Here is a 14,806-nt window from a genome sequence, read left to right on the forward strand (position 1 = left end):
ACTGCGTTAACATGTTAGCCGAAAGACATATTTTTCGCCGGGCTCATTTGAAGATCGGATCGGACAATCCGATGCTCTGAGCGGTTGGTCCGCTCCAGTAATCCTTGTGAAACGCCGTAAACGGCACGTCGAAGTCACTCACGGTATAGAGCCCGTACTTGAAATAATAGCCGTCTATCTTGTCGTTGGAATAGCCGGTTGTACCTTCAAACTGAATCATGTCCTGCCAATCGCTGTCACAGGTCTCCCGCAGGGGCGGACACTGCCGCATCCAGGAGTCGATCCGGCCATCATTTTTTGGCGACCACACAACACGGTAGACATATTCGTGGTAGACGCCCTGGTCGATCCGTGGCTCCGAATAAAGGATCTGGCCGTCTCCTTCGATGGTGCCAAGCCGCTCGATGACGTCGTCGCTCCATAGCGTCACGACAAAACGGCCGTTCCAGAGCCGGTGCGAAATGTTGGGTCGCAAGCTATAGCCACCTTCACTTAGCCGCTCGTGCCACTGAGACAGGACAAGCCGGTGGTCTGCTTCCATGGGAAACGTCTCCGGGATCAATGTGGAGATCCGGTACCAGACTTCCTCGCCATTTTTGGCTACGTACATATCGCGCAACTCAGCGCGGATCCCGGATGAAATAGGTTTGTCATCCGGTGAAATGGTGAACTTTACGGCGCGCAGATCTTTGCCCGGCATTTCAAAATCGATGAGTTCGGCGGATTCACAGTTCGCCAACCGTTTGATGCTCAGGTCATCCGGGATTTCCTCAGCGGTCATATCACATTTGTAGGAGTCTTCCTCGACAGGTACGGCTTTACCACCGATCACGATCTCGTCTTGAGCGAGTGCGGCTGACGCGCCCAAGAGCGTTAGAGCTCCGCAAACGGAACAAGCTTTTGCTTTCGAAAAAGACATGGTGCCGGTGTCGCCTGCTGTCATAGGGAAGTCCTTTTTTGCTTTCATTCATCAACTGAGCGAACGCGAGGGCGTGCTTATCGTTCCGTAAACACAGACTTGTGATCACAGTTTTTTGGGGCCAATTGCACTTTTATCTGGAAAAGAAGGAAGTTGCTTTTTTATGCGAATGATCAAATTCGGAGCTCGTCCTACATAGATATTGGCAAAAATACGTACTATGAACAAAAAATAGGCAATAAAGCTGCATTCAGGCAAGTGTAACCATATCTAATTTATTTATTCAGATTAACTTTATAGAAGTGATCGGATTGTTATTTCAAAAATACTGTGCCGTCCACTGATCAACCGTGAACTGTTCAGGGCGAGAAAAATGGTGCCACCGCTGTAAGGCATTTCTAGAGTACGGATTTCGCAATTGCGCTCACTTCTTCAAAAACTTGCGTCCCGTTTTTCCAACTTGGGGGCGGATCAGTCCGGTAATGTCGCCATTCTTACAGCTTTGGCGTTTGTGCCGCTCATGCTGATCACGATTGGCAGCCTCGATGTCGTCCGGATGACGACCGCTCAGGCAAAACTCCAATCCACGTTGGACTCAGCGACGCTTGCGGCCGCTTCTTTGAGCAACACTGCGAGTATCGAAGATACGGTAGATGAGTATGTCCGAGCCAACCTGCCCGACACCGCGCCCTGGACAACTTTGAATCTGACCATGGGAAATGTCACGGACAGCCTCAATGCAAAGTCTGTCGAGATCAATGCGACCGTTGACATCGAAATGACGATTTTGAAGCTGGCCGGGATCGACACGACGAGTGTTTTGGCATCTTCAGTTGCTCAGCAAGCAGCAACAAATGTCGAAGTGGCGGTTGTACTTGATATCTCCTCGTCCATGGGCGGTTCGAAAATTACGAACCTGCGTTCAGCTGCTAAGTCATTTATTGACACAATGCTGAACGAAGACGATCGGGAATACACGTCCCTGAGCATTATACCGTTTGGCGGAACCGTTAACATCGGGGATTTCTACGACAGATATGCTGTGAACTCATCGACCCCGGGGGTTATCGACTCACCAAGCTCGGCTGATTACTACGTGAACAAAAACGTTCCCTACGGCAAATTCATGTTCTCTACGGAGAGAGAAGGGTGCATCGAATACACAGATGACGACTTCGATATGACCGCGATTCCGGCGAACAGCCGCCCGCAAATACCTGACTTTACCAAATGGGTCGCGACCAATCCCTGGTGTCCGTCTGACGACACCGCAATGCTTCTTAACTCAAATAACACATCCGACTTGAAGGCGTTGATTGATGACATGGACCTGTCCGACGGTACCGGCATGGACATCGGAACGCTGTGGGGTGCAAAGGTTCTGTCCAGTGACATGAGGGGGCAGCTGGGCGGTGATTTTTCGGACCGGCCTGCTGATTTTAATGATGAGGACACGCTTAAGGTTGCGGTTATCATGACAGACGGCGCGATTACTGCGCAGTTTCGGCCGAGAGATTACACAACGACTGGAAAAATCAAAAACAGCACTCAGCAAACCATCGTATCAAAAGGCAACATAAACACCGCTTCCTCCAAAGCTGATGATGCGGTTGCATACTTTAAGCGCGTTTGTGAATACTTGAACGATAACAATGTTCAAGTGTATACAATAGGATTTCAGATAAGTAGTGGCTCCTTGCCAGACAGGCTTCTTCAATACTGTGCATCAAGTCTTTCAAATTACTATTTTGTTGAGGGATTGAACATCGATGATGCATTCAATGCTATTGCGGCGTCAGTAAACAGTCTTCGCATCTCCGGCTAGGTTGATTTCAATGCGTGTCCTGCGAAGTTTCCTTAAAAAGAAAGACGGTGCGACTGCCGTAGAGTTTGCGCTGATTGGCCTGCCATTTTTTGCGTTGTTTCTGTCCTGTTTTGAGATGGGGCTTTTGTTCATCCGCATGGCAATGCTGGATCATGCTGTAAACACAACCTCAAAATCAGTCTATATCGGGACAGTCACACAAGGATTGGCGAACAATACGGTTTCCAGCGATGACCTTGAGCAAGATATCTGCGATCTCGTAGGTGTTGTTGTTCCGAATTGCGCGAACAATATCACTATCGAGCTCACGGAAATCGATAACCTAGTCGATCTGCCGGACACGGACGCAGTCTGCCGCGATGAAGGTGATGAATTCGAGCCTGTTGTGAACTTCAATCCGGGCGCTGGGACCAGCATCGTGTTTATGCGGGCGTGCGTTACAACGGATGTCTATACACCGGGGTTAGGATTTGGCCTGGAGCTCTCGAAAACCGACAACAATCGGTTCGAAATAATCTCTTCAATGGCCTTCATGAACGAGCCTTTTTAAGATGCAGTTGTTCTTTAAAAGGATCCGGAGCTTTCGGGCGGCTGCAGAGGGAGCTGCCGCGGTCGAGTTTGCGCTCATTTTCCCCTTGTTGATCCTGATCTTCTTGAACACCGCCAGTTTATTTGATGGGTTCCGTGCTTCCCGTCAGCTTGAGCGAGCAGCAAGTGTGACAACAGATCTCGTTACCCGGTTCAATGGAGATACGTTTACAGAGGATGATTTCGATCTTATTGAAGCAACGGCAGTGTCGATCCTCGGAAATTACGCGTCTGACAGCAATTTCATCATGACAGTTTCGAGTGTCCGCAATTTCTTCGATGATGAGGATGAATTGGAGGTTCACTGGTCAGAAAGTAATGATGACGATGCGCTTCTGGAAGATGATGATTTGGCCCAGTTTGATTTTCCGACCCTCGCAGAAGGCGACACTGTCATCGTCGTACAGTTGTCGTTGGAGCATTCAGCCTTGTTTGTAAGTGACATTGTCGGTGACTTCAGTCTGAATGATTTCCATATCCGGCGCCCGCGGTTCAAAACAGAAATAGTGCACGAAGACGACAGCTGATTGTGGCGCAAACACCGGAATAGCGTAGTCCATAAGACAGCTCTCAAGTTGCCCATTTTTCCCGAATTAAGCCTCGGTATCAAACACGCTTAGGATCTCCTCAAGCGGTTTTTTGATTTTGGCTGCAGCAGGAACGGTGGCGTTTGTTGCCGGATGGCCGACAGCGAGGATCATGACGGGCTTTTCGGCTTCTGGGCGGTCCAAAATATCGTTCAAAAACCGCATCGGATTTGGCGTGTGGGTCAAGGTGCTGAGGCCAGCATGGTGCAAAGCCGTGATCAGCACACCAGTCGCGATTCCGACGCTTTCAGGAACATAGTAGTGCTTGTAGCGCGTTCCGTCTTCATACGTGCCCCAGCGCTGTGCAAAGATCACAATCAGCCACGGAGCGATTTCCAGATGCGGTTTGTGCGCGTTGGTGCCGATCGGTTCCAGCGCCTTGATCCAGGCATCCCCCGCCCCGCCATCATAAAACTTTCGCTCTTCTTCTTCGGCGGCCTCTCGAATTTGGCGTTTTAGGTCTGGATTGCGGATTGCCACGAAATGCCAGGGTTGATGATTGGCGCCGCTAGGAGCGGTGCCGGCTGCGCGTACGCAGGTTTCGATCACGCTGCGCTCGACTGGTTTGTCGGAAAACTGGCGAACCGTATGCCGGGTGCGGACGTCTTCCAGAAACTCATTGGCGCGCTGGCGCATGTCTTCATCGGAAATAGCCCGCCGATCCGGCATTGGCAGAGCCGTATAGACGAGGTTTGATTTGTCGATCATGGAAAGACCTTGCGCGTCTTGGCTGTTGTCCATCAGTATGAGGCTTGCCCGAGTTCCATCCAAAGGCAGCAAGGTTGATACTGCAGGAATTGCCAATATCATGGCAATGCAAGCTTGAGTGGAAATTGGAAAATAGAAACAATATGAGCGAATTAACGGGTCAACAGAATTAAAATTCCGCATGACTAAAAAATAGTCTTGACCAGAGAGCTGGCAGCTTTCTAGATTTTCTTGACCATTTGGTCAGGCTGACTGTGAAGAAGGCGACACGCCCGCACAGCGCAGCGCGGCCATATTGCGGGGAATGTGCAAGAGCGTGAGGGAGATGTTCATTCCTTTGTTCCCGGCAAGGTTTGACTTCCAGAGACGGGCGGAGCCAGCAAGGCACGCCCATAACCAATAGGGGAATGGCAATGAAGGCACTCAAAAGTCTGGCACTGGCTTCGGTCCTTGGCGCTGGTCTGTTTGCGACCGGTGCTCAGGCTGCCGACGAGCTGACGCTTCAGTTGAAATGGGTTACGCAAGGCCAGTTTGCAGGTTACTACGTCGCCAAAGACAAAGGCTTCTACGAAGAAGAAGACCTTGATGTCACAATCAAACCGGGCGGTCCGGACATTGCGCCGCCACAGGTGATCGCCGGTGGTGGCGCAGATGTCATCATCGACTGGATGCCGTCCGCTTTGGCGTCGCGCGAAAAGGGCGTGCCGCTCGTTAACATCGCCCAGCCATTCCAGAAGTCCGGGATGATGCTGACATGCCGGAAGGAAACCGGAATCTCTTCTCCGGAGGACTTCCGCGGCAAGACGCTTGGCGTGTGGTTCTTCGGCAATGAATATCCGTTCCTGTCCTGGATGAGCCAGCTTGGCATTCCGACGGACGGCAGTGACGGTGGCGTGACGGTTCTCAAGCAGGGCTTCAATGTGGATCCGTTGCTACAGAAGCAGGCCGACTGCATTTCCACGATGACTTACAACGAGTATTGGCAGGTCATCGACGCGGGCATCCCGGCGGAAGAGCTGGTGGTTTTCAAATATGAAGACCAGGGCGTCGCGACCCTTGAAGATGGCCTCTATGTCCTGGAGTCCAGCCTGGAAGACCCGGCAATGGTCGACAAGCTGGCGCGCTTTGTAAAAGCCTCTATGAAGGGCTGGGCGTATGCTGCCGAAAATCCGGAAGAGGCAGCTGAAATCGTTCTGGAAAACGACGCCACCGGTGCTCAGACTGAAAAGCATCAGATCCGGATGGTTGGCGAGATCAACAAGCTGGTCGATGGGTCTGACGGCAAGTTGGACATGGCCGCCTATGAGCGGACCGTAAAGTCTCTCCTTTCCGGTGGGTCTGATCCGGTTATTACCAAGGAGCCGGAGGGCGCGACCTCAACGGCAGTGACAGACAAGCTCTAAGCGAAGCATCTGTCGCTCAAATAGTTCTGAAGCCGGGGCGGGTTATCCGTTCCGGCTTTTTTGTTGTTTTACACGTATTGAGAGAAAATTAGAGAATTACCTTTAAACACTACTTCATATCGTCCAGATCTGGATAGAATATGTGTATTATTGACGATAAAAATGACGAAACGATCTATGATGACGGAAGTGAAAACCGAGAAGGCATCGTAAAAAGACGCATTGGAATAAATACGCTATTTGTCGCGCCAGTCGCCGTCGTGCCTGTTTTATTCACGATCGTGTTGGTTGTTTTCGGCGCAGTCTTCATCAAGGTCTGGATCGCCGAAAAGGAAACCGCGCAGCGCGAAGTCATGGCGGTTTCTCGGATTTTTGACAGCTACCAGCAGTCGCTTGTCGACGAGATGGAGCGGTACGCTGCCTCCAATGCCGCTTACATCAATGTTGTTTCCAAACCAGATGCGAACTGGATATCAGACCGGTTTGGCGTCGATATGGCCGGCGACTTTTCCCCCGACTTTTCCGGGCTGATAGAGCCGAGTGATGGCCTGACATTTTCTGCCAGCCGGTCAGGCGAACCGGCGCAACCGGTGTTTCAGCATATCCTGAGCAGTGACTTTGCTAATGCGTTGCAGCTGATACGTGACAATTATCTCGCCGGGCTCAGCGCGAATGAAGCTGGAGATATACTGTTCGTCGGTGATTTGGCTGATCTGAATGGATCGGATGTCTTCCGGATTAACGGCATTCCAAGTCTTGTAACCGCTTTTGCGATCGTCCCCGATCCTGGCGGTATTCCGATGGTCTATCAGGAGCCCTACATCCTGATATCCGTTTTCAAGCTGAACGACCGCAGATTGGCTGAGCTGCTGTCCATCCTGCCTGTCGAACAACTTGAGTTGTTGGATGAAGTTCCAGAAGGGATGATCGGAATTCCGTTGAAGAATGCAGCGGGTTCGAGTGTGGCTCTGCTTGTTTGGAATCCGATCAGCCGTGCAACCGGGGTTATCGTGTCTTCGATCCCGGTGCTGTTTTTGTCTCTTGGAACCATTTTGATCATGGTTCTGGCGGCTTTACGTCAGATCACACAGGCCAAAAGTGAACTGGCGGTGCAGGAGCAGGAAGCGCGTCGGGCGGCGTCTCATGATTCCATGACCGGGTTCACCACACGTGCCCAGTTTTACAAGGAAGCCGGCAAGCGCTTGTCATCCGAAGACGTGCGCATAAACGGCGCCAGTCTTGTTTATCTGGACCTGGATAACTTGAAAGAAGTCAACGACATCCATGGGCATATGGCTGGAGATTGGCTGATCATGAGCCAAGCCGTCCGGATACGAAAGCGTCTTGGGCCGGACGCGCTGATCGGTCGGATTGGCGGCGATGAATTTGTAATTCTGGTAGAAGGCCGGGTCGGGGAAGACCACTTCCCGAGCAATCTGGTTGGATTGTTTGATGATCTGATCGAGCCAATTGAGTTTGAAGGGCGTCTGATCGATGCATCCTGCAGCGCAGGGATTGCCCGTTTTCCGGACCACGGCCGAGGTATACTCGACATCATTCGATCCGCTGATGTTGCTCTTCAAAGGTGTAAGGCCGAAGGCAAACGGTCTTACAGGCTGTTCGACAATAGGATGGATGAGGAGCGCTGCGAACGCCGACAGCTCCGCAGTGAGCTGGCGACTGCCCTTCAGGACGATCAGTTTGAATTGTTTTATCAGTCGATCGTGGTGTCCGAGACGGGCGAACGGTCACACGCTGAAGCTCTTATTCGCTGGCGCCATCCCGAACGGGGGCTTGTTTCTCCAGGGTTGTTTTTGCCCATTGCCAAGGAAGCTGGGTTTACATCCGAAATCGACAATTGGGTGTTGGAGCGGGCGATCCGCGACGCCAGCAATTGGGGCGAAACCGGTGTTTCTGTCAACGTGAGCTCAAGCCAGTTTCAGAAAGAAGGGTTTGCCGAGCATGTGGCTGACCTTCTGATGACCTATGGTTTGTCTGCTGACCAATTGCTGCTTGAGATCACGGAAGACTTGGTGCTGGAGGAGGACCAGTGCACCCAGAAGGTCTTTGCTGAACTCCGTGACATGAATATCGGCCTCGCGATTGACGACTTCGGGACCGGGTATTCCAGCTTGAGTTATCTGCACAAATACCCGTTCAACACGATGAAGATCGACCGCAGCTTTGTGGCGCGCATTGGCATCAGCGAAGAAAACGACATGCTGGTCCGCACGCTTCTCGGCATTGCCAAGGTCATGGGAATGAAAACGATCGGTGAAGGTGTCGAAACTGATGATCAGCGCAAGTTTCTGGTCAATGCGGGCTGCGAGTACTTGCAAGGCTATCTTTTCGACCGGCCGGCACCGTTGGCCGAGGGCGGATTGAAGCGCGCGAGCTGACGCGTTTCAGTCCCTGACTGCCTTTAGCTTTTTGGTATCTTGCGCATCAGGATCCAGGCAAGGAAGCCGATAAACGCAAAGGTCCCCAAGTTCATAAGTGTATCGACGGGATCACCGATAAGCATTTTAAGCCTCCTTGGGATTATCGAGGATGAGCGCCTTTATCAGGCAAACCAGCAGCAGCATCGTTATAAACACGAAAGGCAACGCGCCGAGGGCGATAAGTGTCCTCACGGCCGACATGGATCCCGAGAGGATCATCGCTGCCCCGAGTATGCCCAGCAATCCGCCCCAGATGACCTTGATCTTTGTGCTCGGGTTTTGATTGCCGCCAGTCGAAAACATGCCGAGTACGAAGGCGGCACTCACCACGCTCGTCACAATGAAGAGGAAGGCCGCCAGAATGGTTGCCAGTGTGGTCAAGGTGGCCAAAGGAAGGCGATCAAGGAGAGCGAACGTCATGCGCTCGACGTTGGTCTGTGTCAAAGCAAGCAACTCGCCCTTGCCGTTGAGGGTCTCAAAGATGCCAACTCCGCCAAAAGCGCCAAACCAGATCGTGGAAAACAGAGTTGGGCCGATCAGGACGCCGAGAACAAATTCACGGATCGTGCGGCCCTTGGATATCCGCGCAACAAAGACCCCGACGAACGGACCCCAAGCGATCCACCAAACCATGTAGGTGAGTGTCCAGTCCTGAAACCACCGGCCGATCTCGTCACCGTAAAAGGTAAAGGTGCGGAAGCCGGCGGGGATGACATCGGCAATGTACATGCCGATACCGCCAATCACCGAATTCATCAAGAATTCGCTCGGGCCCATGATAACTGTGTAAGCGACTAGGGCGATCGCAAGGCTCATGGCGATGTTAGAAAGCTTTGCCATGCCGGTACTGAGATCGACCATCAGGGGCGGAATATATGCAATGACCATGACAACAAAAATCAAGCCGACAAGCCACGGCGCCGCCGTCTGGGTGCCAGCAAGCACCGATACGCCATCGGCAACCTGAAATACACCCATTGCAATCGATCCACCAACCCCGATCGCGATTGCAGCAATTGCCATGAAGTCTGAAAACCAGCCAACAAGATTGGCCCACTTCTCGCCAGGGAACAGGCTTTTGATAGGCGCACTGACCAGCATCGGCGTGCCCCGCCGGAAGCTGAAATAAGCAATCGCCAGCGCCGTCGTGCCATAAATCGCCCAGGCATGAATGCCCCAGTTAAAGTTCGTTGCCAGCAGCGCGAAATCGGCAGCTTCCGGGACCGACGTCTTGTCTTTCAAGAACGCAAAATGAGTCAGGGGCTCCGCCACCGCCCAAAACAACAGTCCGACACCCATACCGGCGGCAAACAGCATGGCGATCCAGGTCGGTGTCGAGTATTCCGGCCGGTCATCATCGACACCGAGGCGGATGTCGCCAAAACGGCTGAAGGTCAGACCAAGACAGAACAGCAGCATGATCGTGACAGACAGCATCACGAACCAGCCGCGGCTTATGAAGTACTGATCAACGATCTCGCGCGCGATGGCCTGTAGGCCTTCCGGGTCGATGACACCCCACAAGCCGACGACGGCACAAAGGCCAATGGAACATGTGAGAAGCAGGCGGTTTGAATCCAAGGGGGCCTCCAGACAGAATTTGCGAACGCTAGCCCATCTTGTGATCCATGCCTAGGCCGTCAGAAGCGCGCCCGAGTATTCTAATTGCGCGAAGAAAAAACAGAGGCTCACTTCAGCCGCAGAAGTGTTCTGCCCCTCTTGACGTCAAGCCAACTCAAGTCTTCAGTTGGAAAGCCGTACTCATAAAAGCGCCCAAATGAAACTCAGATTTCGCTGTGGCGCAGTTTGGCAGGATGCGATTTCTAGAGACGCCTTGGGAGGGGATGTGCTCAATCATAGTCAACCGATGGTGGAGACGTCTCCGGCTGTCTCCGATGAAATACGAAAAACCACCTGTTACATGTGTGCCTGCCGATGTGGGATCAACGTCCATTTAAAGGACGGGAAAGTCGCATACATCGAGGGCAATCGGGATCATCCGGTGAACAAGGGCGTGCTCTGCGCCAAGGGCGCATCCGGGATCATGCAGGTCACCGCACCGTCCAGATTGCGCAAACCGCTCAGGAGATCAGGCCCGCGTGGGTCGGGTGAATTTGAGGAAATCAGCTGGGAAGAAGCGCTGAAAACAGCCGTTTCCTGGTTAGAGCCCATCCGCAAGACCGCTCCTGAAAAGCTGGCATTTTTCACCGGTCGCGACCAATCCCAGAGCTTCACCAGTTTCTGGGCACAGAACTTCGGTACCCCCAACTATGCCGCTCATGGCGGCTTTTGTTCGGTCAACATGGCAGCCGGCGGTATCTACACGATCGGTGGCGCCTTTTGGGAATTTGGGCAGCCGGATTGGGACCGCACAAAGCTCTTCATGCTGTTCGGTGTGGCAGAGGATCACGACTCGAATCCGATCAAGATGGGCCTCGGCAAACTGAAGGCGCGGGGCGGTAAGGTCATCGGTGTGAACCCGGTCCGGTCCGGCTACAACGCCATTGCCGATGAGTGGGTTGGAATCACCCCGGGCACGGATGGACTGTTCATTTTGTCTCTCTGCCATGTGCTTCTGAGAACTGGACATATCGATCTTGACTATCTGGCCCGCTTCACAAATGCCCCCTGTTTGGTGATCGACAATCCAGGGTCTGACGACCACGGATTGCTGCTGAAAGATGCTGACGGCAAGTCCCTTGTGATCGACCGGGTGACCGGAAAACCGGCACCATTCGACCAGAAAGGTGTCCGACCGGATCTCGGTGCAGAATATGACGCAGATGGCGTGTCCTGCAGGACCGTCTTTCAGCATCTTGCGGAGCGCTATCTGGATGATGCCTACGCCCCGGAGACGGTTGCCGAAGCCTGTGGCGTATCTGCCGGCAAGATCCGGGCTGTTGCCGCAGAGCTTGCCCGCGTGGCGTTCGAAGAAGCATTCGAGATCGACCAACCCTGGACCGATTTCCGCGGCGAAACCCATCAGACCATGCCGGGCCGGCCGGTGAGTTTTCACGCCATGCGCGGGGTTTCTGCTCATTCCAACGGGTTCCAGACCTGCCGGGCGCTGCATGTGCTGCAGATCCTGCTCGGAACGGTCGAGGTTCCGGGTGGCTTCCGGTTCAAGCCGCCTTACCCGAAGCCGGTCACGGCGCACCCGACGCCGCATTGCAAGACCCAGCCGGATTGTCCGCTGGATGGCCCGCATCTTGGCTTCGTCCGCGGCCCGAACGATCTGGCGTTGAAAGACGACGGCACGCCGGCGCGGATCGACAAGGCGTTTTCCTGGGAAAACCCGATGTCGGCCCATGGCCTCATGCATATGGTGATTTCCAACGCCCATGCGGGCGATCCTTACAAGATCGACACGCTGTTTCTCTACATGGCGAACATGTCCTGGAACTCCTCCATGAACACCCGTGGTGTCATGGAGATGCTGACGGATAAGGATGAGAACGGCGACTATATGATCCCGAAGATCATCTATTCGGACGCCTATTCCTCCGAAATGGTCGCCTATGCGGATCTGATCCTGCCGGACACCACGTATCTGGAACGGCACGACTGCATCAGCCTGCTGGACCGGCCGATCTGCGAAGCGGATGCGGCAGCCGATGCGATCCGCTGGCCGGTGATTGAGCCGGACCGCGATGTCCGGGGCTTCCAATCCGTTCTGGTGGATCTCGGTGCACGGCTTGGCCTGCCCGGTTTCGTCAATGAAGACGGCAGCGCCAAATATGCCGACTATGCCGACTACATCGTCAATCACGAGCGCCGACCGGGGATCGGGCCGCTCGCCGGTTTCCGCGGGAACGGCGAGCAAGCTGGCCGCGGTGAGGTGAACCCTGCCCAACTGGATCGCTACATCGAAAACGGCAGTTTCTTCGTCGAGCATATCCCGGAGGAAGCCGCGTTTTATAAGCCTTGGAATGCGGCCTATCAGAACTGGGCCGTAAATCTGGGTCTGTTCGACAGCCCGCAGCCCTATCTCTTTGAGATCTATTCCGAGCCCATGCGCCGGTTCCAGCTGGCCGCAGAAGGGCACGGTGACCGGCAACCGCCCGATCGTTTGAGAGATCAAGTCAGGCAAGCCTTCGACCCGCTCCCAGTTTGGTATCCACCACTCAGCGATACCATTGCGGACCCGGACGCCTATCCGGTTCATGCGCTTACCCAGCGGCCAATGGCGATGTATCATTCATGGGGCAGTCAGAATGCCTGGCTCCGGCAGATCCACGGCCGGAACCCGCTTTATGTGCCGACCCGGATTTGGGAAGAAAATGGCTTCTCAGAAGGTGATTGGGCAAAGGTAACCTCGCCCCATGGGGAGATCGTTGTGCCGGTTGCTCACATGGCAGCGCTCAATGAAAACACCGTGTGGACATGGAACGCCATCGGCAAACGAAAAGGCGCTTGGGCGCTGGAAGGGGATGCGCCGGAGGCAACCAGAGGCTTCTTGCTCAATCATCTGATCCACGAGCTGTTGCCGCCGAAAGGCGATGGCCTCAGGTGGTCAAACTCCGATCCGATTACCGGACAAGCTGCCTGGTTCGATCTGCGGGTACGGATCGAGCGTGCGGAGCCGCCCCCGGAAAGCCAACCGGCTTTTGATCCCATCAAGTCCCCGGTTGGAACAGGCCCGAATACCGTTCGACAGCAGGTGCGCTCATGACCCAGTTGCCGGAAACAACAGACAAGAAGCTTGGGCTCGTTATCGACCTCGATACCTGCGTCGGGTGCCATGCCTGTGTGACCGCCTGTAAGGGCTGGAATACGGAGAACTATGGCGCGCCTCTGAGTGATATGGACGCCTATGGCAAGGATCCTGTCGGGTCGTTCCTGAACCGCATCCATTCCTTCGAGGTTCAGCCGGAGAACGGGCCGGCCCAGACGATCCATTTTCCGAAGTCGTGCCTCCATTGCGATGATGCGCCGTGCGTCACCGTGTGCCCGACAGGCGCCAGCTACAAACGCCGGGAAGATGGCATTGTGCTCGTTAATGAAGACGCCTGCATTGGCTGTGGCTTGTGCGCTTGGGCGTGTCCTTATGGAGCCCGGGAACTCGATCAGGCAGAAGGAGTCATGAAGAAATGCACCCTCTGCGTTGATCGGATCTACAATGAGAATCTGGAAGAAGTCGACCGGGTGCCGGCCTGTGTCAGAACCTGTCCCGCTGGCGCCCGGCATTTCGGGGATCTCGGCGATCCGGACAGCGATGTGTCCCGCCTTGTGGCCGAGCGCGGTGGGTTCGATTTGATGCCAGAACAGGGAACCAAGCCGGTGAACAAGTATCTTCCCCCGCGACCGAAGGATAAGCTCGCGGAAGTATCGGCCGATTCGGACACGATGCAGCCAGTTGCCGAAACGCCAAAGGGCTTTTTGCGCTGGCTCGACAAAGCATTGGAGGCGCTCTGATGCATCCTGCTCCCTCAGTCATCATTTTCACGGTGTTGTCCGGGCTCGGATTCGGATTCCTTGCCTGGCTGGGTCTTGGTCTTCCGGCGGCTACCGGCTGGACAGCGTTTTTCGCTTATCTGATCGGCTTTGCGCTCGCTGTCGGCGGGCTGCTTTCGGCAACCTTTCACCTTGGCAATCCGCAGCGCAGTCTTCTGGCCTTCACCCAGTGGCGATCAAGCTGGCTGTCGCGTGAGGCCTGGCTGTCCGTGCTTGCGCTTGTCTTCATGGGGATCCACGGCTTTGCAGCCGTTTTCTTCGACATAACACTGGCGCCGATTGGCGTGACAGGTGCATTGCTTTGTGTGGCAACAGTGTATGCCACCGCGATGATCTATGCGCAGCTCGCCACCGTGCCGCGCTGGAACCATTGGCTGACACCTTTGCATCTTGTGTCCCTATCCTTGGCGGGTGGCGCTATCCTCGCCGGACAGGGGTTTGGCGCCGTTCTACTGCTCGCAATTGCCGGGTTGGTTCAGAGCCTCTATTGGATCTTCGGAGACCGCCGTTTTTCCGAGCGCGGACACACAATGGAAACCGCGACCGGACTTGGCGAGAGCGGCAAGGTGCGCCTGTTTGAGCCGCCTCATACCGGCACGAATTACCTGTTGAAGGAAATGGTGTTCACGGTCGGCCGAAAGCATGCGCAGAAGCTGCGGATCATCGCATTCGTACTCAATTGCGTACTTCCGATCGTGCTGATCGCCCTGTTGCCTGCCAGCCTGCCGGTTGTCGCCCTTGCAGGAATTGCCTTCCTGATCGGAACGTTTGCCTCGCGCTGGTTGTTCTTCGCCGAAGCGGAACATGTCGTCGGGCTTTATTACGGCAAGCGGTAACAAAAACGCAGGCAAGGAAGCCTTGCCTGCGGTTAAAACTACTAT

11 protein-coding genes are annotated in these 14,806 nt (G+C 54.3%); 8 read left to right on the forward strand and 3 right to left on the reverse strand.

The annotated features are described in order from the left end of the window. Window positions 1-43: 43 nt before the first annotated feature. Window positions 44-943 (reverse strand): heparin lyase I family protein, encoded by a 900-nt coding sequence (locus ACVDG4_RS16830; protein WP_447235956.1) that lies wholly within the window; start codon window positions 941-943, stop codon window positions 44-46. Window positions 944-1,337: 394 nt separating this feature from the next. On the opposite strand from ACVDG4_RS16830, the gene ACVDG4_RS16835 reads away from it, so the two are divergent. From ACVDG4_RS16835 to ACVDG4_RS16845, 3 genes are read left to right on the forward strand one after another with little or no spacing between them, the layout of a single operon-like run. Further along, the gene (locus tag ACVDG4_RS16835) at window positions 1,338-2,744 is read left to right on the forward strand and encodes a pilus assembly protein TadG-related protein (protein ID WP_447235957.1); all 1,407 of its coding nucleotides are present in this window, start codon (window positions 1,338-1,340) and stop codon (window positions 2,742-2,744) included. Window positions 2,745-2,754: 10 nt separating this feature from the next. After that, entirely contained in the window at window positions 2,755-3,294 is a 540-nt protein-coding gene (locus ACVDG4_RS16840; RefSeq protein WP_447235958.1) for a TadE/TadG family type IV pilus assembly protein, read from the forward strand. A gap of 1 nt (window position 3,295) precedes the next feature. Continuing rightward, on the forward strand, window positions 3,296-3,859 hold the full coding sequence (locus ACVDG4_RS16845; protein ID WP_447235959.1) for a TadE/TadG family type IV pilus assembly protein: 564 nt from the start codon (window positions 3,296-3,298) through the stop codon (window positions 3,857-3,859). 66 nt (window positions 3,860-3,925) lie between these two features. Here ACVDG4_RS16845 and ACVDG4_RS16850 read toward each other — a convergent pair whose 3' ends face one another. Next, window positions 3,926-4,627 (reverse strand): nitroreductase family protein, encoded by a 702-nt coding sequence (locus tag ACVDG4_RS16850; protein WP_447236325.1) that lies wholly within the window; start codon window positions 4,625-4,627, stop codon window positions 3,926-3,928. Window positions 4,628-5,040: 413 nt separating this feature from the next. Here ACVDG4_RS16850 and ACVDG4_RS16855 point away from each other — a divergent pair, with 413 nt between their 5' ends. Together ACVDG4_RS16855 and ACVDG4_RS16860 are read left to right on the forward strand one after the other, a co-directional pair. Beyond that, window positions 5,041-6,030, forward strand: coding sequence for an ABC transporter substrate-binding protein (locus ACVDG4_RS16855; protein ID WP_133949476.1), 990 nt, complete (start codon window positions 5,041-5,043; stop codon window positions 6,028-6,030). Between the two features lie 140 nt (window positions 6,031-6,170). Further along, the gene (locus ACVDG4_RS16860) at window positions 6,171-8,429 is read left to right on the forward strand and encodes a putative bifunctional diguanylate cyclase/phosphodiesterase (protein WP_447235960.1); all 2,259 of its coding nucleotides are present in this window, start codon (window positions 6,171-6,173) and stop codon (window positions 8,427-8,429) included. A 126-nt stretch (window positions 8,430-8,555) separates the two neighbouring features. Here ACVDG4_RS16860 and ACVDG4_RS16865 read toward each other — a convergent pair whose 3' ends face one another. Next, window positions 8,556-10,052 carry a BCCT family transporter gene (locus tag ACVDG4_RS16865; protein WP_447235961.1) on the reverse strand — a complete coding sequence of 499 codons (1,497 nt, stop codon included), beginning with the start codon at window positions 10,050-10,052 and terminating at the stop codon, window positions 8,556-8,558. Window positions 10,053-10,338: 286 nt separating this feature from the next. Between ACVDG4_RS16865 and ACVDG4_RS16870 the strand changes: the two genes are divergently transcribed. The 3 genes from ACVDG4_RS16870 to ACVDG4_RS16880 are packed head-to-tail and all read left to right on the forward strand — an operon-like array spanning window position 10,339 to window position 14,761. Then, window positions 10,339-13,143, forward strand: coding sequence for a molybdopterin oxidoreductase family protein (locus tag ACVDG4_RS16870; RefSeq protein WP_447236326.1), 2,805 nt, complete (start codon window positions 10,339-10,341; stop codon window positions 13,141-13,143). After that, on the forward strand, window positions 13,140-13,886 hold the full coding sequence (locus tag ACVDG4_RS16875; protein WP_447235962.1) for a 4Fe-4S dicluster domain-containing protein: 747 nt from the start codon (window positions 13,140-13,142) through the stop codon (window positions 13,884-13,886). Before ACVDG4_RS16870 ends, ACVDG4_RS16875 begins: the two co-directional genes overlap by 4 nt. Beyond that, window positions 13,886-14,761 (forward strand): dimethyl sulfoxide reductase anchor subunit family protein, encoded by an 876-nt coding sequence (locus ACVDG4_RS16880; protein ID WP_447235963.1) that lies wholly within the window; start codon window positions 13,886-13,888, stop codon window positions 14,759-14,761. Before ACVDG4_RS16875 ends, ACVDG4_RS16880 begins: the two co-directional genes overlap by 1 nt. The last annotated feature ends 45 nt before the right edge of the window (window positions 14,762-14,806 follow it).

It is taken from the genome of Roseibium sp. MB-4 (assembly GCF_053005265.1).